This is a genomic window from Streptomyces sp. NPDC005492 (assembly GCF_040605995.1).
Classification (GTDB): domain Bacteria; phylum Actinomycetota; class Actinomycetes; order Streptomycetales; family Streptomycetaceae; genus Streptomyces.
Genome location: NZ_JBEXDX010000003.1, coordinates 411,492 through 431,267 on the forward strand (window position 1 = coordinate 411,492; position 19,776 = coordinate 431,267).

A 19,776-nucleotide genomic window follows, 5' to 3' on the forward strand; every position below is an offset into this window, starting at 1 on the left:
GGCACCTGGCCGTCATGAGCGCACATCGAGTCCGGCGAGCGCGGCACCCGCACCCCATACGGTCCCCCGGACATACCAGGCGGGCGTCCCGTCCGGGGCGTGCCACGCGCGCCCGTCCGCCGAGACCTCGACGGTGTACGCCCCCGGCCGCTCCGTCCATGTGGGCAGCACCGGCCCCGACGCGCACCGGACGGCCCAGGTCGACGGTGAGCGAGGCGCGGTCGGTGGCAGGGGACCACGTGGTCGCCGGGTCTTCAGGGCGACCGTGCCGGAGAGGGTGCGGCGGCCCTCGATGGTGTCGAGCACGAACGGCGCTCCCGAGCGCAGCCGCACGGTCGTCGTCCTCGGCCCGATGGCGATGTTGTACGTACGACCGCGCCGGTGAAGACCCGACAGGCGTACCCCGTCCGACAGTTGGGGCGGGCAGGCTCGGGTCGAGGTGGAGGGCGTCGGCGCGCAGCCGCAGGCCGGTGAGACCGTGCGCGGGGGATTACCACGCACGGGGCGCACACAGGCCCTATCCCCGGTACGGCACCGGATCCGTGACCCAGCCCGCCGTCAGGATCAGGTGGGACTCCCGGTCCACGGCGAGGAAGCCGAAGGGGCGGTCGAAGTGGGCCGTGACGACCGTGGTCGTGCACCGGAGATCGGGCACGGCACCCCCGAAGACCGGGGCGACCGCGGTCACCGCGCCCGCGCGGAAGCCGAGCGCGCCGAACTGCGCCACCGTCGACTGCTGGGCCTGCCCGATGGCCAGCGGTGAAGGGCTGATGCCGGGGAAGTGGCCGTCGTCGGTGTCCCTCGCCGCGGTGAGTCCGAACAGGCCGTGCAGATCGAGGAGATCGTGGCGGGTCCGCAGGTCGTACGCCACCGTCGTCACGGTCACCTCGGGCGGTCGCGGTGTGACGCAGTGCTGTTGCTCGACACGCAGGCCGGGTCCCACATCGCCGTAAGGGAGTTGACCGCTCGGCACCACGGGGAGGCGACGGCCCAGGACGTCCACGCCCGTGCCCAGTACCTGGCCGGGGGTCATGCGCTGCTCGCCGAGCAGGAGGTGGACGTCGATCCCGTTGGTGCCGGGGACCTTCAGTCCGGTGACGTGACCGTGCGGGCCGCTTGCCACCCCGACCCGGTCGAGACGGACGCCGGTGCGGCGCAGACCGGCCAACTCCCGCCCCTGCCAGGGCCCGGACTCCGGGCGGAGCGGCAACTCGTCGAAGGGGCGCGGCCATTCGGTGCGGAGCGCGAGCGCGCTCGCCAGGACCATCGTCACGTCCTCGTCCAAGGTGACCGGCATCCGCTCGATCAGCCCGCCCGTCCGCTCGGCGGCCCACGCGTCCAACTCCCTTTGGCAGGCCGGGAGATCCTCGCCGAGCACCCCGTGCGTGTCGGCCGGCAGCCCGGCCCGCCACTCCTCCCGCACGGTCAGCCGGGGTCGGGTCCACAGGCCGAGCGCGGAGCGCAGACCGGGCATCGATCCCATCGTGGCCAGCAACTCCCGTGCGGCGGCGGCCGCTTGGTCGGCGGGCAGGCCCAACGCGTCCGCGAGTTCCGCCCGCGCGGCCCCCGACGCCCCGTCGGCCAGGAACGCGAGCAGCGGCCACACCCCCGCGGCCGAGAACACCGTGCCACCGGTCGCCGCGTCCGCCCAGCGCGCCGTGAGCCGGTTGACCGCGTCGACCGTCCTCCCGGCCGTCGCACCCTCAACCGCCGTCCCCTGGACCGCTCCCACTTCCGCCCCCGTGAATGCCGTAGCGCAAGATCGCGCACGCGAAGGCTATCGGTCGGCGGCCCGACCTCGGACGACCCGCATTCCGCCACCGCTCACCTCGCGCCTACCATGCGCGAGTCGTACATCAGTTCCGACATCGGTTCTGACATCAGTTCCGCATCTGCAGATCCCGCCTGAACCAGGAGCACGGTGCCCGTGTCCATACCCCCGCCCCCGGACCCCCAAGTGCCGCCCACCCAGGGTCCCGAAGGCCCGGCTCCCCTCCCGCAGGCGCCCTACAACCCGTACGCCCCGCCCTCGCCGTCCCCCTACGGCCCGTATCCCCAGGCCGCGCCCACCCCTCAGGGTCCCTATGGGCCGCAGCCCTATCAGACCTGGGGCCAGGGCTACTCCCCGTACAACAACCCGGCGCCCCTCAACGGCATGTCCGTCGCTGCGCTCGTGCTCGGGATCCTGTGCTGCATACCGGGTGTCGGGCTGGTCCTCGGGCTGATCGCGCTGAACCAGATCAAGAAACGGGGCGAGCGCGGGCGGAGCATGGCGGCGGTCGGCCTGGTGCTCTCGGCGTTCGGGCTGATGGTGTGGGTGCTCGGGGTGACCGGTGCGGCGACCGGTTTCTGGGACGACGTCAAGGACAGTGCGCGGAACAACACGAGCGCCTCCCCGGTGAAGGGCGAGTGCTTCGACGCGCCGAGCGGTTCGCTGGAGGGCATGGCGTACGACTTCGACGTGGTGTCCTGCGCCGACGAGCACGACGGCGAGGTGTTCGCGGTCGTGCCGCTGAGCGGCGGCTCGTATCCCGGGGACAAGAAGGTCACCGCCATCGCCGACGACCGGTGCTACGCGCTGGAGGACGCGTACGCGATGGACGGCTGGGCCGTACCGGACGACGTGGACATCTACTACGTCACGCCCACCGAGGACAGTTGGAGCTTCGGCGACCGCGAGATCACCTGTGTGTTCGGCAACACGGACGCGGAGGCGAGTCTGCCCGGCGGTTCGCTGCGCAACGACGCCACGACCCTCGACTCGGACCAGGTCGCGTATCTCAAGGCGGCCCACGTCCTCAACGCGGCGCTGGACTCGGCGCCCGACGCGCAGTACGTCGAGGACGACCTGCCGGGACACAAGGCCTGGGCGGGCCGGGTCTCGGCCGCGTTGACGAAGCAGGCCGACCTGCTGGACGGCCACGAGTGGATCGACGGCTCCGACCAGCAGGTCGGGGACCTGGTCAAGGACCTGCGGGCGGCGCAGAAGGAGTGGGCGAAGGCGGCTCAAGCCTCCGACGCCGACGAGTTCTACGCGCACTACGACAAGGGCGCCGACCTCATCGACCCCCAGAAGTCGGTCACCGCCCGCAAGGCTCTGGGGCTCGCCACGACCCCACCGTCGTACGACAGCAACGGCGGTGGCGCGGAGAGCGGGGGAGGCAGCGGCGGCATGCAGGTGTGACGGCTCCTATAGCGGGGAGAAAGTGCCTGGGTAAAGCCCACGCCGGGAATAAGTCATCACATCGAGTGATTCTCTGGCCTTTGCTTGCATGACACAACCCACGGTTGCCAGGCTGTTGCTGTCTGTACAACCTGATGGGAGTGGCCAGTGACATTCGGTGAGCGGCCGGCGTATCTGCGCGTCGCGGGTGATCTCCGCAAGAAGATCGTCGACGGCAGGCTGCCCCCGCACACCCGGCTGCCCTCCCAGGCCAGGATCCGCGAGGAGTACGGCGTCTCGGACACGGTCGCGCTCGAAGCCCGCAAGGTGCTGATGGCCGAGGGGCTGGTGGAGGGCCGCTCCGGCTCGGGGACGTATGTGCGCGAGCGTCCCGTGCCGAGGCGCGTCTCCCGCTCCGGGTTCCGGCCGCCGGCCGGCGCGACCCCCTTCCGGCAGGAGCAGGCCGAGGGCGAGGCGCGCGGCACCTGGGAGTCCAGCAGCGAGCAGGCCGAGGCGAGCGGCATCATCGCCGAGCGGCTCGCGCTCCAGCCCGGCGAGCGCGTGATGTGTACGAAGTACGTCTTCCGGGACGCCGGCGAGACGATGATGCTCTCCACGTCCTGGGAGCCCCTCGCGGTGACCGGCCGTACGCCCGTGATGCTGCCCGAGGAGGGCCCGCTCGGCGGCATGGGGGTCGTCGAGCGGATGCGCGCCATCGACGTCGTCGTGGACAACGTCACGGAGGAGGTCGGCGCCCGGCCGGGCCTCGCCGAGGAGTTGCTCACCCTGGGGGGCGTTCCTGGGCATGTGGTCCTGGTCATCCAGCGCACGTACTACGCCTCGGGCCGTCCGGTGGAGACGGCCGACGTGGTGGTCCCGGCCGACCGCTACCGGATCGCGTACCACCTGCCGGTGAAGTAGCGCACTCCTTTGCGATGAAGTAACGCGCCCCTTAAGGGACTTGTCGCCGGAACCGGTCAATTCACCCAGCCCTGCCCGCCGTTGGATTCCGGTCTTTCTCGCAGGTCGTTCACGGGACCTGTAGCGTGCCTCCGACCGGATGTATCGAGGTGCGCCCACGGCGCGTTCGGCATCGTGTGCCCCCTGCGTTCTGGCTGGTTGCGTACCTCTTTGTGAAAAGGCGTATTCGCTGCGTGAAGGTTAGGCGTAGGCTCCGGCATATGCGGATTGCGGTTTCCTTATGGGGTGGGGTACGGCACCAACCGCGAGCGGGAAGTGGAGGGGCGCGATGAACGACGGCACGATCACTCTTCCCTGGCTCGTGATACGGCAGGACGACAACGGCAATCGCTACAGCGTGGGCAGGTACGCCACCCGCGCCGAAGCCCAGAAGATCGCCGACAGCCTCGACGACCGCGGGCACAAGCAGCTCTACTGGGTCGAGCAGATCGGTCAGCACGGGAACGGAACCCGTAACTGACCGCACCGCGGCACCCCGTAGGCTCCGGCGCATGAAGGAACGGATCGTGGTGGTCGGGGCCGCCCTGTTCGGCAGCGGCAGTGATGGTGAGGATGCCGGCACCGGCGTCCGCCTGCTCGCCGCCCGCCGCAGCGCACCCGCCGACCTGGCCGGACGCTGGGAACTGCCCGGCGGCAAGGTCGAGCCCGGCGAGCGCCCCGAGGCCGCGCTGGTGCGTGAACTCCGTGAGGAACTCGGCGTCGACGCCGAGACCGTCGAGCGCGTCCCGGGGGAGTGGCCGCTGAAGCCGCCGTACGTCCTCCAGGTCTGGACGGCCCGGCTGCTCCCGGACTCGGCCCGGCCCGAGCCCCTCGAAGACCACGACGAGCTGCGCTGGCTCGCCCCCGCCGACATCTGGACCGTCGACTGGCTCGACCAGGACGTGCCCGCCGTACGGGAGACGCTCGCGCTGTGGGAAGCGGAGGCGCGCCGGGTCGGCGTGCGTCGGGGCGGCGGAGCGCGCTAGAAGTCCGCGTACGCCGTTCGTGCCACAGTGCGCCCTCGGAGACGGTACCGGGCATGGGATATCGGGTATGTGCCCATTAACCCCATGAAATCGGACATGGGTGAGCTGGCTGGCCCGGGATGTGATCGGCTTGATCGACACCGAAGGCGACTGCGCCGAGTGGACCTTTCCCGCCGAGCCCGGAGCCGTCCGCACCGCGCGCTCGGCGGTCCGCGGCCAACTGCGCGACTGGGACCTCGACTCCCTCGCCGACCTCACGGCGCTGCTGGTCAGCGAGTTGGTGACCAACGCGCTGCGGCACGCCACGGGCCCCATCGGTGTCCGGCTGGTGCGCCCCGTCGGGCCGCGGGGCCTGCTGCTGGTCGAGGTCTCCGACCCGCTGCCCGACCCGCCCCGCGAGCGCGTCGCCCGCCCCGAGGACGAGAGCGGCCGCGGCCTCCAACTGGTCGCCCGCGCCTGCGTCCGCTGGGGTACCCGGCCCGGGGGGACGGGCAAGACGGTGTGGTTCGAGCTGGCCGTCCCGGAGTGAACAGAGGCCGCCCATGGCTGTACGGACCGGACAGCGCTGTCCACCGACTGGTTCAGGCCTGTGACGGTTGTCGATCCGTGTGGTTCGACCGCGTGTCCGCTGGTTAGAAGACTGGAAGTGTTGTCGCGGGCCGGTCCGAAATGCATCGGGATTGTCCTGTGATCGTGAACACCGTGTTGTGGGGCGCCGTAGTGCTGGATACTGCGGGCAGCCGCCCCCGGTGACCGGTGCCGGACGCGGTGAGCTGGAGGGGACGGTTCGCGTGAGCGAGATACCAGCGAAGGCCACGGAGTCCGAGGACCCGTCGGACGGCGCGAGGGCTGAGGCCGCGGGCTACCTCGACGTGCCCGGCGGCGATTCGACGTCCGTCGGCGACACCATGTGGCAGAGCAGCCCACCCGGCTCGATCTACGACTACATCAAGGTCGCCTCCTTCTCCATCGGCCCCGACGGGCTGGTCGACCAGTGGAGCCTGCGGGCCGAGCAGCTCTTCGGCATCCCGGCCGACCGCGCGGTGGGCATGGACCCCATCGAGGCGTTCGTCGACCCAGAACTGCGGGAGCGCGGCCAGCGGAAGATGGCCGAGATCCTGGACGGCCGGGAGTGGACCGGTGTGGTCCCCTTCCGGGTGGCGGAGACCGCGGAGGGCGAGCCGGGCAAGGAGGGTCTCGCCGAGGTCTATGTCATGCCGACGCGGACCGAGGAGGGCGAGCGGGCCGCGCTCTGCATCGTCGTCGACGTCCGCATCCTGCGCCGGATAGAGACCGATCTCGCCGCCTCGCAGTCGATATTCGGCCAATCTCCTTTCGGGTTCCTGCTGATCGACCCCGACCTGCGGGTCCGGCGCGCCAACCAGCAGATCGCCAACGTCTTCGGCGGCAGCCCCGAGGACCACCGCGGCCGGGGGGTGCAGGACTACCTCCAGACACCCGAGGCCGAGCGGGTCACCGCGACCCTGCGCCGCGTCCTGGAGACCGGCAACTCCATCACGGACATGCATGTCACCGGCTTCGTGCCGGGCTCCGAGGAGCGCCGCCACTGGTCCATCAACCTCTACCGCGTGCACAGCGGCAGCGGCCGCCCCATCGGCATCGCCTGGCTCGGCACCGACGTCACCGCCCGCCGCGCCGCCGCCCGCGAGGCCGCCTCCGCGCGGCGCAATCTCGCCCTTCTGAACGAGGCCGGCGCCCGCATCGGCAACTCCCTCGACCTGGAGACCACGGCCCGCGAACTCCTCGACGTCGTCGTCCCCGGCTTCTGCGACCTGGCGACCGTCGACCTCTACCAGGGCCTCCTGGCGGGCGACGAGACCCCGCCCGGCCGGGCCGACGGCAGCGCGGAACTGCGCCGGGTGGCCTTCGCCAGCGCGGTCTCCGACGCGCCCTTCGTCGGCGGCGGCGCACCCGTGGCCGTGGGGGCGGTCCACCACTACCCCTTCAACTCGCCCTGCGCGGACGCCCTGCGCACCGCCCGCCCGCAGTACGTCCCCGCCGAGGAGGGCGGCCCCGTCCAGTCCACGCTGGCCGTGCCGATGGTCGCCCACGACACGGTCGTAGGACTGGCGCAGTTCGCCCGTACGAAGGGCAGCGAGCCCTTCGGTGACCGGGACCGGGACCTCGCGGTGGAGCTGGCGGCGCGGGCCGCCGTCTGCATCGACAACGCCCGCCTGTACCGCCGCGAGCACGAACGTGCCCTGATACTCCAGCGATCCCTCCTCCCGCCCGGCGACCCGGAGGCCTCCGGCCTCGACATCGCCTGCCGCTATCTGCCCGGGAACGCGGCGACGGAGGTCGGCGGCGACTGGTTCGACGTCATCGAACTCCCCGGCCACCGCACGGCGTTGGTGGTGGGCGACGTGATGGGCCGCGGCCTGCGCGCGGCAGTGGCGATGGGCGAACTACGCACGGCCGTCCGCACCTTGGCCCTCCTCGACCTCGAACCGGCCGAAGTCCTCTCGGCATTGGACGAGATCGCGCGCGGCCTCGGCACACCCGGCGGCGTCCAGCAGGCCACCCGGGCCGCCCGCCGCCCCCGCGAGGCCGACCTCTCCGAGGTGTACCTCGCGACCTGTGTCTACGCCGTCTACGACTCGGTGACCAGGCGCTGCACCTTCGCCAACGCGGGCCATCTCCCGCCGGTCCTGGTCGAACCGGGCGAGCCGGCCCTGATGCTCGACGTCCCGCCGGGCATGCCGCTCGGTGTCGGCGGCGAACCCTTCGAGGAGGTGGAGGTCGAACTACCCGAAGGCGCACTGTTGGCGCTCTACACGGATGGACTGGTCGAATCCCGCGACCACCCCCTGGACGAAGGCCTCCAGGCTTTCGTGGGGGCCCTGACCGACCCGCCCCACGCGCCGGGCTCCCATGGCTTGCCGGTCACCACCAACAGCCACCGCGACCTGGAGGACGTCTGCGACCACGTCCTCAGCACCCTCGACACCCACCACGGCGAGGACGACATCGCCCTGCTCATGGCCCGCGTCCAGGGCCTGCCGGCGGACTCGGTCGGCGACTGGACCCTGCCCCGCGAGCCCCGCAGCGTGGGCCGCGCCCGCGAGTACGCGCGCGCCCGACTCCAGTCCTGGGACCTCGAACCCCTCATCGACACAACGGAGTTGCTGGTCAGCGAGCTCGTGACGAACGCGCTCCGGTACGGCGAGGGCGAGATCAGGCTACGGCTGTTGCTGGACCGCACCCTGGTCTGCGAGGTCTGGGACGCGGGCCTCGTCCAGCCCCGCCGCCGCCGCGCCCGAGACACCGACGAGGGCGGCCGGGGCCTCCAGTTGGTCGGCCTCCTGTCAGCGGCCTGGGGTTCACGCCGGACGCCTCGCGGCAAGACGGTGTGGTTCGAACTGCCGTTGCCGGACGGGGAGAACGGGGTGGTGGATCCGGCGGAGGCGTTGCTCAGTCTGTTCTGAGGTGGGGGGCTCGGCGTGCGCGGGTCTCCGGGCCGCCGAAGCTGAGGGGTGGCCCGCCGTCCGGGGTCTCCTCCAGGAGGATTCCGCCCAGGACGGCGCCGCTGGTTCCGCTCATGAGCCCGGTGGTGCCGGCGTGTGGGTTTCCGTGGACGCGGACGTCCTGTTCGGCCAACTCTCGGGACTTCAGGGCTGGTTCATCGGCCGCGCCGGGGTCGGTTCCGAGCAGCCGTTGCGCCTCTGCCAGCAGGGTCCGGGCGTCGGCGGCCACCGCGCCCCGGTGTGTGGTCACGAAGTCGTCGGTCGCGGCTACGTCATGACGGGCCGTCAGGCGTGCTGCGGCGCCGAGCACGCCGTCCCGTCCCCCGCCCAGCGCCCGCACGGCCCGCACGATGCGGCGCAGGGCGTCCAGGGGGTCGTACTCTCCGGCGGTCAGCTCTCCCCGTACGGCGGCCAGGACGGTGTCGGTGTGCGTGAGGTGGGAGCGGAGTTCGTCCGCTTGCGCCGCGGCCCTCGCTGTCTCCGCCTCCGCGCCGGTGAGGGCGGCCGGGATCAGATCGGCGGCCGCGGTGAGTGCATCGGCCAGCCGCTCGATGCCGTTCAGGAAGGTGTCGGCCTGGCTGATGGCACCCTCGGCGGCGCGGAGATCCCGTATCGCCCTGCCGGTCTCTCCCAAGTCGGCTGCCTGGCGGCACTGGTTGAGGTGGGTCGTGGCGAACACCAGCCGGTCCTTGGCCTGTTCGCCGTATCCGACGACGCTCGCGGTCGCGGTCGCCGGGTAGCGCGTGGTCAGCTCGGCGAGGGTCGCTTCCACGGTCCCCGTACGGCCCGCCAGTTCACGGAACCGCTCCTCCGCGACCCCTTGCGCCTCGGCCATCTCCCGCTCCAGCGCCCGGAGTTGATCGAACCCGGGTGCCTCCGCGTCCAGCCGGCGCCCGGCCTCGGCACACCGTCCGACGATGCCGGCGAGCGCGTGCCGCCGGGCGGCTTCCTCCTCCGGTACCCCTGCGTCGTAGCGCAGGCGTATCGCGAACGCGGCGGACAGTTCGCGCTCGGCCTCGCGCAGGGCCCGTACGAACGGTTCTACGGCCGTCGCCCCGAACCGGGCCTCGGCGAAGGAGAGTTCGTCGCGGCTGGTGCGGACGCAGTCGTCGGCCTGGACGAGTGCGGCACCGGCCTGGCGTTCCAGTACGGGGAGCGGTGTCACCGGGGGGTGGGGCGAGACCACACCGGGAGTCGTACGGGTACGGGCCCTACGAGTGCGGCGTACGTACCCGTAGCCCGCGAGTATCCCCACCCCGCCCACGGCCACCAGCGGCAGTACGAGATCCGTCGCGGAGGTCGAACCCCCGACCCCCTGCTCCGCCGCGACAGGGCCGCCGCCGGTCGCCGCAACCGGAACCTCCGCATTGATCGTCATCACCGGCAACACCAGCCACACGACCCCGGCCGCCCCGCCCACCACGGCATGCGCCACCCGCACGGATATGTGAGAGGCAACGCGGCGCGGCCGGCCCCGTATCAAGGATGACGTCACATTTCGGAGCGTATGAGCAGGAAAGCGGGCGCGCGACCGGGGCGCGGCCGGGTGGGACGTGGGGGTGAGTGAGGGGCGGATGAGGTGCGGGGCGTACGGCGTACGGCGTACGGCTATGAGGAGGGGACGCGGGATGGGGCAGGTCGGGGGCGGGGAGAGCCGGACGGGGGCGGATGTGGGGCCGGAGTCCGGGGAGACGGAAGTGCCGGCCGTGTCGAACGGGCCGGAGATCGGGGAAGGCGTGGGGTCAGTGGACCCGGGAGAAGCGTCCGCCGGGGCGGGGGCAGGTGAGGGGGACGTAGCGGCGGCCCGCCCGAGCACCGGCAAGGCGAATGCGCCTACTGGTCCCAAGACACCCGAGGCAGCCGTCCCTGCTGGTTCGGGAGCTGGGGACAGGGGCGCGTCGGCGGGGCCCGAAGTCGCCGGGGCGGAGACGCCGGCGGATCCCGAACCCGGAGAAACAGAGACGTCAGCAGGGCTGAAGGCCCGGGAACCGGACGCGTCAGTCGGTCCGGTGGCCGAGCCCGGGAAGCCGAGGGCCGGGGAGGGCAGCCGGAGCGTAGCGAGCGCCCAGACCTCCCAGTCCTCCCCGACCGACCGGCCCCCCGAAGCCGTCGATGGCCCTGTACCCCCGCCGGAGCCACCGGCACCCGGCGACGAAACAAGCAAGGGCGGTACAGGCGGAAGGAAGAAGTGGGTCCAGTGGGCGCGGCGCGGTGTCCTCGGGCTCGTTCTCGTCCTGCTTCTCCCCACCCTCGCCGCCGAGCTCGCCCTCCGCGTGAACTACACCGGCGACCCCGCCGACGGCACGTACACCAGGAACCAGGACGCGATCTGGCTGGGCCACGCGTGGGTGGACGGGCGTAAGACGGACGCGGATGTGAAGGCCCTGGCACGCCGTCTGCACGGCACCGGTATCCACGACCTGTACGTCCATGCGGGCCCCCTGGAGCACGACGGCACGCTCCCGGAGTCGGACTACCCCAAGGCCGCCTGGCTGATCGAGTCGGTGCACCGGGAACTTCCCGGCGTCCGCGTCCAGGCCTGGCTCGGTGATGTGCTCGCCACCGAGGGCCCGGACGGCCTGCGCCTGCGACGCGCGGCGACCCGTACCGCGATCGTCGCCTCGACCCGCCAGATCCTCGCCGCCGGCTTCGAGGGCGCCCACTTCGACCTCGAACCCCTCCACTCCGGCGACGCCGACTACCTCGACCTCCTCGACAGGCTGCACGACCTCACCGAGTCCCGGCACGCCGTCCTCTCCGTCGCCGCCCATCAGATCGATCCGCTCCCCGCCCTCCACTCCCTCTGGGGCACCTTCACCGAGCACCCCAAGTGGTGGTCGCAGGCGTACTTCGGCCAGGTCGCCCGCCGCGTCGACCAGATCGCCGTGATGTCGTACGACACGGCCCAGCCCCTGGAGAGCCTCTACGGCGGCTATGTCGCCGAGCAGACCTCGCTCGCCCTGGAGGTCACCCCGAAGTCCACCGACCTCCTGATGGGCCTGCCCTTCTACTACGAGAGCAACTTCGACCACTGGGGCTCCGCCGAGACCGTCCCCGCCGCCGTCCGGGGCGTACGCCTAGGCCTGTCCCGCACGGACGCGGACCGCGCGAACTTCGGGGTCGCTCTGTATGTCGACTTCGCGGCGACGGAGGCGGACTGGGCTGCGTACAAAGGCGGTTGGGTGCGATGATCCGTGGACGGGCGAAGGAGTGGGGTGGGCGATGATGTGGACGGCACTCGGTGCGCTGGCCTGTCTGGCGATGGCGGTACCGGGAGTGATCGCGCTGACCAGCGGCTGGCTGCCGCCGAAGCTGCGAGTCAGCGTCGTACGGCCGGAGTTGTGGGCCTACGGCACGCTGATGTCGACCGCGGGCCTGGCGACGGAGCTGTCCCTGCGCTGGCTGTCGCACGGGGAGGTACTCATCGACTTCCTGGGTCCCCTGGGCCTCGCCCTGATCCTCCTCGGCTTCGGCCTCCAGTCCCGCGCCCGCCGCCCCGCGACCCCGTGACCGCCACCCGCAGAACCCTCACCCGCGCCGACCTGACCCCCCTGGCCCGCGCCACCCTCGGACGCACCCCGACCGCCGTCACCCGCCTCCGCGGCGGCTCCAAGAAGGGCGTCTACCGCCTCACCTTCGACGACGACTCCACCGCCGTCGCCTACGTCTGGTCACCGGACGAGGACCTCTGGGACGCCGGCCCCGGCGACCCCCGCGACCCCTTCTCCCACGCCTCCGGCCTCACCCTCTTCACGGCCGCCGCCGACCGCCTCGCCGCAGCCGGCGTCCGCGCGCCCCGGCTCCTGCACGCCGACCCCACGCACACCCACCTCCCGGCGGACACGGCGATCGTCGAGGACCTCCCGGGCGGCACCCTGGAGGACCTGCTGGCCGACGACCCGGCCGCCGCGCCGGAGGTCCTGGAGCGGATGGCGTCCCTGCTCGACACCCTGCACGCCTGCACGGGCCCGCGCTTCGGGAAGGTCGCGGTCGTCGACAACGGCGGTTCCTCGTACGGCGGTTCGTGCGCGGAGATCGTCGTCGAGCGCGCCCTGAGCGACCTCGACGAACTCCCGGCACGCGATCCACGAGCCGCCGCAGCCCACCCTCAACTCGTGGAAACCATAAGGACGTTGGCCGCGCGGGTAACGCCCCGCACCACACCCCCCGCCCTCATCCACGGCGAACTCGGCGGCGACCACGTCCGCGTGACCCCTGACGGCGAACTCGCCCTCATCGACATCGAGGGTCTGATGTACTTCGACCTCGAATGGGAGCACGTCTTCCTCCGCCAGCGCTTCGGCCGCCACTACGTCGCCCTGAGCACCGAAGGCCTCGACGAGGACCGCCTGCGCCTCTACCGCCTGGCCATGCACCTCTCCCTGGTGGCGGGCCCCCTGCGCCTCCTGGACGTCGGCGACTTCCACGACCCGGACTTCATGCGGGGCATCGCCGAGCACAGCTTGGAGCGGGTGCTGGAGTTGGCCGGGGAATGAGCGCCATGCACGGGGTTCTGGTGGGGACGGCCGCACTCGTTCTGGCGGCGCAGACGGTGGCGGGGATCGCGGCGATCGCGAAGGGGCGGATCGCGCGGCCGGCGGGCAGACGGGGGATCCCGCGCCCCCCGTTTGTGGGGCTACGGCACGGTCGTCAGCGCCGCCGGCCTGGCCGACTGCGTCTTCTCGGTCCCCTGAACAACGCGCCCTTCGCCCACATCCGTGTCCCCGGGACCCGCGTTACGGAGTCCGCCTCCTGATCTTCGACCCCAGCCACACCAGCGGGTCGTACTTGCGGTCAACCGCCCGTTCCTTCAAGGGGATCAGCGCGTTGTCGGTGATGTGGATGCCCTCGGGGCAGACCTCGGTGCAGCACTTGGTGATGTTGCAGTAGCCGAGGCCGTGTTCGTCCTGGGCGGTCTTCTTGCGGTCCAGGCCGGTGTCGGAGGCCGCGTCCAGCGGGTGCATGTCCAACTCCGCGACCCGCATGAGGAATCGGGGGCCCGCGAACGCCGTCTTGTTCTCCTCGTGGTCACGGACGACATGGCAGGTGTCCTGGCACAGGAAGCACTCGATGCACTTGCGGAACTCCTGCGAGCGGTCGACGTCCTCCTGCATCATCCGGTACTCGCCTGCCGCGACGCCCTCCGGCGGTACGAACGCCGGAACCTCCCTGGCCTTCTGGTAGTTGAAGCCGACGTCCGTGACGAGGTCGCGGACCACGGGGAAGGCGCGCAGGGGAGTGACGGTGATCGTCTCCTCCTTCGTGAACACCGACATGCGGGTCATGCACATCAGCCGGGGCCGTCCATTGACCTCCGCCGAGCACGAACCGCATTTACCCGCCTTGCAGTTCCAGCGGACGGCGAGGTCGGAGGCCTGGGTGGCCTGGAGCCGGTGGATGATGTCGAGCACCACCTCACCGTCGTTGACCTCGACCTTGAAGTCCTCCAGACCGCCGCCCTTGACGTCCCCCCGCCACACCTTGAAGCGGGCCTCGTAGCTGCTCACTCGTACAGCTCCTCTTCGGCGAGGTACTTGACCAGCTCTTCCTTCTCGAAGAGGGCGAGCAGGTCGGCGCGGATGGGTTCGGTCGTCTCGCGGGTCAGGGCGATCTGGTCGGCTGTCGGGTCCGTTGCCCCCAACCCGCCCGTCGGGTCGGTGAGTTGGCACAGGAGGTTGACGCGGCGCCAGTCGCGGTTCATGCCCGGGTGGTCCTCGCGGGTGTGCCCGCCCCGCGACTCGGTGCGCTCCAGCGCGGCCCGCGCCACGCACTCGCTCACCAGCAGCATGTTCCGCAGGTCCAGGGCGAGATGCCAGCCGGGGTTGAACTGCCGGTGGCCCTCGACACCGGCGCGCCGGGCTCGTACGCGCAGGTCGGCGAGTTTCTCCAGTGCCTGTTCCATCTCTCCCTCGCGGCGGATGATGCCGACGAGGTCGTTCATGGTCTGCTGGAGTTCCTGGTGGAGGGTGTACGGGTTCTCGGGTGGGCGGCCGTTCTCCTTGCCCGGCTGCGGGCCCTCGGCCGAGAAGGGGCGCAGTGCCTCCGCCGCCGCCAGGTCGACCTCCGTGTCGTCCACCAGCGGGCGGCTGTCCGCCAGACCGGCCGCGTGGTCCGCCGCGTGCCAGCCCGCCCGGCGTCCGAACACCAGCAGGTCGGAGAGGGAGTTGCCGCCGAGCCGGTTGGAGCCGTGCATGCCGCCGGCCACCTCACCGGCCGCGAACAGCCCCGGTACCCCGCGTGCCGCCGCCGTGTCGGAGTCGACCGCGATGCCGCCCATCACGTAGTGGCAGGTCGGCCCGACCTCCATCGCCTCCGCCGTGATGTCGACGTCGGCCAGCTCCTTGAACTGGTGGTACATGGACGGGAGTCGGCGCCGGATGACCTCCGCCGGCATCCGGGTCGACACGTCCAGGAAGACTCCGCCGTGCGGGGAGCCGCGGCCCGCCTTGACCTCGGAGTTGATCGCCCGGGCGACCTCGTCACGGGGCAACAGCTCCGGTGGACGGCGGTTGTTGTCCGGGTCCTCGTACCAGCGGTCGCCCTCCGCCTCCGACTCGGCGTACTTCTCCTTGAAGACGTCGGGGATGTAGTCGAACATGAAGCGTTTGCCCTCGGAGTTGCGCAGGACTCCGCCGTCGCCGCGCACCGACTCGGTGACGAGGATGCCCTTCACCGACGGGGGCCAGACCATGCCCGTCGGGTGGAACTGCACGAACTCCATGTTGAGGAGGGGCGCGCCCGCCAGCAGGGCCAGCGCGTGGCCGTCGCCGGTGTACTCCCACGAGTTGGACGTCACCTTGAAGGACTTGCCGATGCCGCCGGTCGCGATCACCACGGAGGGCGCTTCCAGGACGAGAAAGCGGCCGGTCTCGCGCTCGTAGCCGAAGACCCCGGAGACGCGACTGTCGTCTTTCAACACCCTTGTGACCGTGCACTCCTGATAGACCTTCAGACGGGACTCGTACTCACCCGTCTCGCGAAAGTCCTCCTGCTGAAGGGACACGATCTTCTGCTGGAGCGTGCGGATCAGCTCAAGTCCCGTACGGTCGCCGACGTGTGCGAGGCGCGGGTACTCGTGGCCGCCGAAGTTGCGCTGCGAGATCCGGCCGTCCTGCGTACGGTCGAAGAGGGCGCCCCAGGTCTCCAACTCCCAGACCCGGTCCGGGGCTTCCTTCGCGTGCAGCTCGGACATGCGCCACTGGTTGAGGAACTTGCCGCCGCGCAGGGTGTCGCGGAAGTGGACCTGCCAGTTGTCGCCGGAGTTGACGTTGCCCATCGCGGCGGCGATCCCGCCCTCGGCCATCACCGTGTGGGCCTTGCCGAACAGCGACTTGCAGATCACCGCCGTACGGGCACCGCGTTCACGCGCCTCGATGGCGGCCCGCAGCCCGGCGCCCCCGGCACCGACCACGACGACGTCCCACTCCTGTCGCTCGACCACGGACATCAGAAGGTCCCATCCAATCTAGAAGAAGCGCGGATCATCGAAAGCTCCGGATGCGACCAGGTATACGTAGAAGTCCGCGAGCGCCACGCTGATCAACGACGCCCAGGCGAGCTGCATATGACGGTTGTTCAGTTTCCCGACGAACTGCCAGGCCTTGTAGCGCACGGGATGCTTGGAGAAGTGCTTGAGCTTGCCGCCGACGATGTGCCGGCAGGAGTGGCAGGAGAGGGTGTACGCCCAGATCAGCACGATGTTGGCCAGGAAGACGAGGGTGCCCAGGCCCATGTGGCCCCAGTGGTAGTGCTCGTCGCGGAAGGTCAGCACGGTGTCGTAGGTCAGGGTGCCCGCCACCAGGAGCGCCGCGTAGAAGAAGTACCGGTGGATGTTCTGCAGGATCAGCGGGAAGCGGGTCTCGCCGCTGTACTTCTTGTGCGGCTCGGCCACCGCGCAGGCCGGGGGCGAGGCCCAGAAGCCGCGGTAGTAGGCCTTGCGGTAGTAGTAGCAGGTCAGGCGGAAGCCGAGCGGGAAGATCAGGATGATGATGGCGGGGGAGATGCCCCACCAACTCCCGAAGAGATCGGCGTTCGGGCCCGCGTGCATGGTGCTGCAGCGCTCGGCCAGACAGGGCGAGTAGAACGGCGACACATAGGGCGCCGAGTAGTAGTTCGAGTCCGCGAAGGCCCGCCAGGTCGAGTAGACGACGAAGGCGAGCAGCCCGGCGGCGGTGACGGCCGGGGCCAGCCACCACCGGTCGGTCCGCAGATGCGGGGCGTCGATCGCGGCGCGCGTACCGGTGCGTACGCCGCCGCTGTTCGGATGGGGTTCCGTACCAGTGGCCAAGTCAGGACTCCGGTCGGTTCAGGGTGCTCGGCGGTCGCGGGCGCCGAGACCCTCGTCGTCCGAGTCCGTCCACAGGGTGTTGTCGTAGGGGGTGTCGGGGATGGGGACGAGATCGGGGCGCCGGGGGCGCTCGATCCCTGGTGCGGCGTCGCGCAGCAGCGCGACGCTCTCGCGCAGCCGGTCGGCGTCGGCCTTGACCCTGCGCATTTCCAGGCCGCCGCTGCCGACTTGCTTCTCCAGGCGCCCCACCGACCTGAACAGGTCGTCGAGACAGCGCTGGACTGACGTCAGTTCGTCGTGCACGGACATGACGTGACCTCACTTCCGCGGGCTTCGGCCCTGGACGGCAACGTTCATGCGCCTGCGAGTGTTGCGCGTCACACCTGCCGGTGGGAAGCGGTGTGCACGGATTGGCCCGGGTGCGTTGGTGTGTTCGGGGGCGGTACGGGGGCAGATTCGAACATTGCGCCGCACGGGTGGGCTTCCCGGCACCCCTCGCCGTGTCGCCCGCTGCGGCCGAACCGTTTCCTCTTCAGTGGCCGCATACATCTGATCAGCTCCATATATCGCGAAATATCCGCCAAACGTGATCAGAAGCCCGCGGCTCACCGGAGGTAGCAGTGATGTCCCACGACGGCGTCGGACCGCGCGCGATCACGCGCTCGGTCGCCTTCCTCACCGCGGGCGCGCTCGCGGTGACCACCCTCGCCGGATGCGGCTCCGACGACGAGTCGGGCAAGCCGCTGGCCGCCCAGGACATCGCGCCCGCCGGGCGTGACCTGGTCGCCGACGGCGGCACCCTGCGCTGGGCCGTGGACGACGTACCGGAGACCCTCAACACGTTCCAGTCCGACGCCGACGACGCCACCACCCGCGTCGCCCAGGCCGTGCTGCCCGCGATGTTCCGGCTCGACGCCCAGGGGCGGCCGCAGCGCGACGCCGACTTCCTGGAGTCCGCGAAGGTCGTCGACACCGAGCCCAAGCAGGTCGTCCTCTACAAGCTGGACCAGCGGGCGGTGTGGAGCGACGGCCGCGAGATCGGCGCCGCCGACTTCGCCGCCCAGTGGCGCGCCCTGTCCGGCAAGGACTCCGCGTACTGGACCGCCCGCAACGCCGGCTACGACCGCATCGAGAAGATCGAGCGCGGCGCCAACAACCTTGAGGTCAAGGTCACCTTCAGCAGGCCGTACGCCGACTGGAAGGCGCTGTTCTCACCGCTGTACCCCAAGGACGTCATGGGCACCCCGGACGCCTTCAACGACGGGGCGCGCCGCAAGCTGAAGGTCACCGCCGGCCCCTTCGGGGTGCAGAAGGTCGACCTCAAGGACAAGGAGATCGTCCTCGCCCGCAACCCGCACTGGTGGGGTCGGCCCGCGAAGCTCTCCCAGCTCGTGCTGGCCGCCGTACCGCTCGACAAGCGGGCCGCCGCGCTCGCCGACGGCACCGTCGACCTCGCCGAGATCGACCCCGCCGACGCCAACCGCATCACCCTCGCGGGCCGGGCCAGGGGCACCGGCACCCCGCTCCAGGGCGCGAGCCCCACGAACACGGGCGAGAAGACCGAGAACAAGGGCGAGGGCCGGCGGGAGAAGAAGAAGCTCAGCAAGAAGCAGCGCAAGGCGCTCGCCACCGCTCTGCGCCGACAGGACGCGCTGCGCGCCTTCACCGTCCGCCGCTCCCTGCAACCCGCCTACACCCAGCTCGCCCTCAACGGCTCCGAAGGCCCCCTCGCCGACGAACGCGTCCGGCGTGCCGTGGCCCGCGCGCTCGACCGCAAGGCGCTCGCCAAGATCGTCCTCGGACCGCTGGGTCTGCCCGCCGTGCCGGTCGGCAGCCACCTCGCCCTCTCCGGGCAGGCCGCGTACGCCGACAACAGCGGCGCGCTCGGCGGCCAGGACACCACGGAGGCGCAGGCGCTGCTCGCCGACGCCGGCTGGATGCCCGGCGGGCCGGTCAAGGACAAGGACAAGGGCGAGAAGGCGGCCGGCGCCGAGGGCGAGAAGAGCAAGAAGGACGGCGAGGAGGCCGAGTCGGAGGGCGGCTCCGACGGGCAGTACATCGTCGGCGAGGACAACAAGGACCCCCGGGGCCACACCGAGAAGACCGAGAAGACCGAGAAGGCCGAGAAGCACGGGCACGGCGGCGAGGGTCCCCAGCACCTCGCCGACGGCAAGCAGTACGACGGCCGGAAGGTGAAGCAGGGCGGAGCACCCGGCGCCTACGCCCCCAAGGGCACGGCCGCCCCGGCCGGCGCGAAGGCCGGGACGCTCGCCAAGGACGGCAAGCCGCTGACCCTCCGCTTCGTGCTCCCCTCCGGAACCGGCTCGGAGTCGCTGCGCGCCGTCGCCGACAGCATCTCCCGGATGCTGGAGAAGGTCGGTATCCGCACGGAGATCACCAAGGTGTCCGACGACAGCTACTTCAAGGACCACATCGCGTCCGGCCAGTACGACCTCGCCCTCTACTCCTGGCCCGCGTCCGCCTACCCCGCGACCGACGCCCGCCCGATCTTCGCCAAGCCGGTCCCGGCCGCGGACGGTTCGCTCAACGTCGAGCAGAACTACACCCGCGTCGGCACCGACCAGGTCGACCAGCTCTTCGACCAGGCCGCCTCGACCCTCGACGAGGACGAGTCCGCCGCCCTGGTCCGCAAGGCGGACGCCCGCATCTGGGCGGCGGCCGGCTCGATCCCCCTCTACCAGCGCCCCCAGCTCACCGCCGCCCGCAAGACGATCGTCAACGCCGGCTCCTTCGGCTTCCAGACCCCGGTCTACGAGGACATGGGCTTCCTGAAGAAGGGGGCACACCCTTCGGCGAGCCCGTCCGAGGACTAGCGTCACGCGGACATGACGAGAACGGCCGCGGCCCCCCCGTTGGGTTGGGGGGGGGGGCCCG

General features: G+C 71.1%; 17 protein-coding genes. 10 read left to right on the forward strand and 7 right to left on the reverse strand.

Going from position 1 to position 19,776, the window contains the following annotated elements; genetic code table 11:
• Positions 1 to 12: 12 nt before the first annotated feature.
• Both ABZT04_RS06960 and ABZT04_RS06965 read right to left on the reverse strand, forming a co-directional pair.
• Positions 13 to 501 carry a hypothetical protein gene (locus ABZT04_RS06960; protein ID WP_356053780.1) on the reverse strand — a complete coding sequence of 163 codons (489 nt, stop codon included), beginning with the start codon at positions 499 to 501 and terminating at the stop codon, positions 13 to 15.
• A gap of 16 nt (positions 502 to 517) precedes the next feature.
• Entirely contained in the window at positions 518 to 1,732 is a 1,215-nt protein-coding gene (locus ABZT04_RS06965) for a serpin family protein (RefSeq protein ID WP_356053782.1), read from the reverse strand.
• A 195-nt stretch (positions 1,733 to 1,927) separates the two neighbouring features.
• On the opposite strand from ABZT04_RS06965, the gene ABZT04_RS06970 reads away from it, so the two are divergent.
• The 6 genes from ABZT04_RS06970 (at position 1,928) to ABZT04_RS06995 (ending at position 8,555) form a co-directional block, all read left to right on the forward strand.
• A complete protein-coding gene (locus ABZT04_RS06970) occupies positions 1,928 to 3,184 on the forward strand; it encodes a DUF4190 domain-containing protein (protein ID WP_356053784.1) in 1,257 nt (418 codons plus the stop codon).
• Between the two features lie 147 nt (positions 3,185 to 3,331).
• Positions 3,332 to 4,084, forward strand: a complete 753-nt coding sequence (locus tag ABZT04_RS06975; RefSeq protein WP_356053786.1) for a GntR family transcriptional regulator — start codon at positions 3,332 to 3,334, stop codon at positions 4,082 to 4,084.
• Between the two features lie 328 nt (positions 4,085 to 4,412).
• Complete coding sequence (locus ABZT04_RS06980) at positions 4,413 to 4,604, forward strand: SPOR domain-containing protein (RefSeq protein WP_356053788.1); 192 nt, start codon at positions 4,413 to 4,415, stop codon at positions 4,602 to 4,604.
• Between the two features lie 31 nt (positions 4,605 to 4,635).
• Positions 4,636 to 5,109: an NUDIX domain-containing protein gene (locus tag ABZT04_RS06985; RefSeq protein WP_356053790.1), complete on the forward strand. Its 474-nt coding sequence runs from the start codon at positions 4,636 to 4,638 to the stop codon at positions 5,107 to 5,109.
• Between the two features lie 100 nt (positions 5,110 to 5,209).
• Entirely contained in the window at positions 5,210 to 5,638 is a 429-nt protein-coding gene (locus tag ABZT04_RS06990) for an ATP-binding protein (protein ID WP_356053792.1), read from the forward strand.
• A 262-nt stretch (positions 5,639 to 5,900) separates the two neighbouring features.
• Entirely contained in the window at positions 5,901 to 8,555 is a 2,655-nt protein-coding gene (locus ABZT04_RS06995) for a SpoIIE family protein phosphatase (protein ID WP_356053794.1), read from the forward strand.
• Here the strand turns inward: ABZT04_RS06995 and ABZT04_RS07000 are convergent.
• A complete protein-coding gene (locus ABZT04_RS07000) occupies positions 8,542 to 9,972 on the reverse strand; it encodes a hypothetical protein (RefSeq protein WP_356053864.1) in 1,431 nt (476 codons plus the stop codon). The two genes, ABZT04_RS06995 and ABZT04_RS07000, sit on opposite strands and share 14 nt — an antisense overlap.
• A 631-nt stretch (positions 9,973 to 10,603) precedes the next feature.
• On the opposite strand from ABZT04_RS07000, the gene ABZT04_RS07005 reads away from it, so the two are divergent.
• From ABZT04_RS07005 to ABZT04_RS07015, 3 genes are read left to right on the forward strand one after another with little or no spacing between them, the layout of a single operon-like run.
• Entirely contained in the window at positions 10,604 to 11,785 is a 1,182-nt protein-coding gene (locus ABZT04_RS07005) for a hypothetical protein (protein ID WP_356053796.1), read from the forward strand.
• A gap of 31 nt (positions 11,786 to 11,816) precedes the next feature.
• A complete protein-coding gene (locus tag ABZT04_RS07010) occupies positions 11,817 to 12,104 on the forward strand; it encodes a hypothetical protein (protein WP_356053798.1) in 288 nt (95 codons plus the stop codon).
• Complete coding sequence (locus tag ABZT04_RS07015; RefSeq protein ID WP_356053799.1) at positions 12,101 to 13,090, forward strand: phosphotransferase; 990 nt, start codon at positions 12,101 to 12,103, stop codon at positions 13,088 to 13,090. Before ABZT04_RS07010 ends, ABZT04_RS07015 begins: the two co-directional genes overlap by 4 nt.
• A 240-nt stretch (positions 13,091 to 13,330) precedes the next feature.
• On the opposite strand, the gene ABZT04_RS07020 is transcribed toward ABZT04_RS07015, so the two are convergent.
• The 4 genes from ABZT04_RS07020 to ABZT04_RS07035 are packed head-to-tail and all read right to left on the reverse strand — an operon-like array spanning position 13,331 to position 17,190.
• Complete coding sequence (locus ABZT04_RS07020; RefSeq protein ID WP_356053800.1) at positions 13,331 to 14,101, reverse strand: succinate dehydrogenase/fumarate reductase iron-sulfur subunit; 771 nt, start codon at positions 14,099 to 14,101, stop codon at positions 13,331 to 13,333.
• Positions 14,098 to 16,041 carry a fumarate reductase/succinate dehydrogenase flavoprotein subunit gene (locus ABZT04_RS07025; RefSeq protein WP_356053802.1) on the reverse strand — a complete coding sequence of 648 codons (1,944 nt, stop codon included), beginning with the start codon at positions 16,039 to 16,041 and terminating at the stop codon, positions 14,098 to 14,100. The genes ABZT04_RS07020 and ABZT04_RS07025 overlap by 4 nt, the downstream gene beginning before the upstream one ends.
• Before the next feature lie 18 nt (positions 16,042 to 16,059).
• On the reverse strand, positions 16,060 to 16,881 hold the full coding sequence (locus tag ABZT04_RS07030; protein WP_356053804.1) for a hypothetical protein: 822 nt from the start codon (positions 16,879 to 16,881) through the stop codon (positions 16,060 to 16,062).
• 18 nt (positions 16,882 to 16,899) lie between these two features.
• On the reverse strand, positions 16,900 to 17,190 hold the full coding sequence (locus ABZT04_RS07035) for a hypothetical protein (RefSeq protein ID WP_356053806.1): 291 nt from the start codon (positions 17,188 to 17,190) through the stop codon (positions 16,900 to 16,902).
• A gap of 314 nt (positions 17,191 to 17,504) precedes the next feature.
• Here ABZT04_RS07035 and ABZT04_RS07040 point away from each other — a divergent pair, with 314 nt between their 5' ends.
• A complete protein-coding gene (locus tag ABZT04_RS07040; protein ID WP_356053808.1) occupies positions 17,505 to 19,715 on the forward strand; it encodes an ABC transporter family substrate-binding protein in 2,211 nt (736 codons plus the stop codon).
• Positions 19,716 to 19,776: the final 61 nt, after the last annotated feature.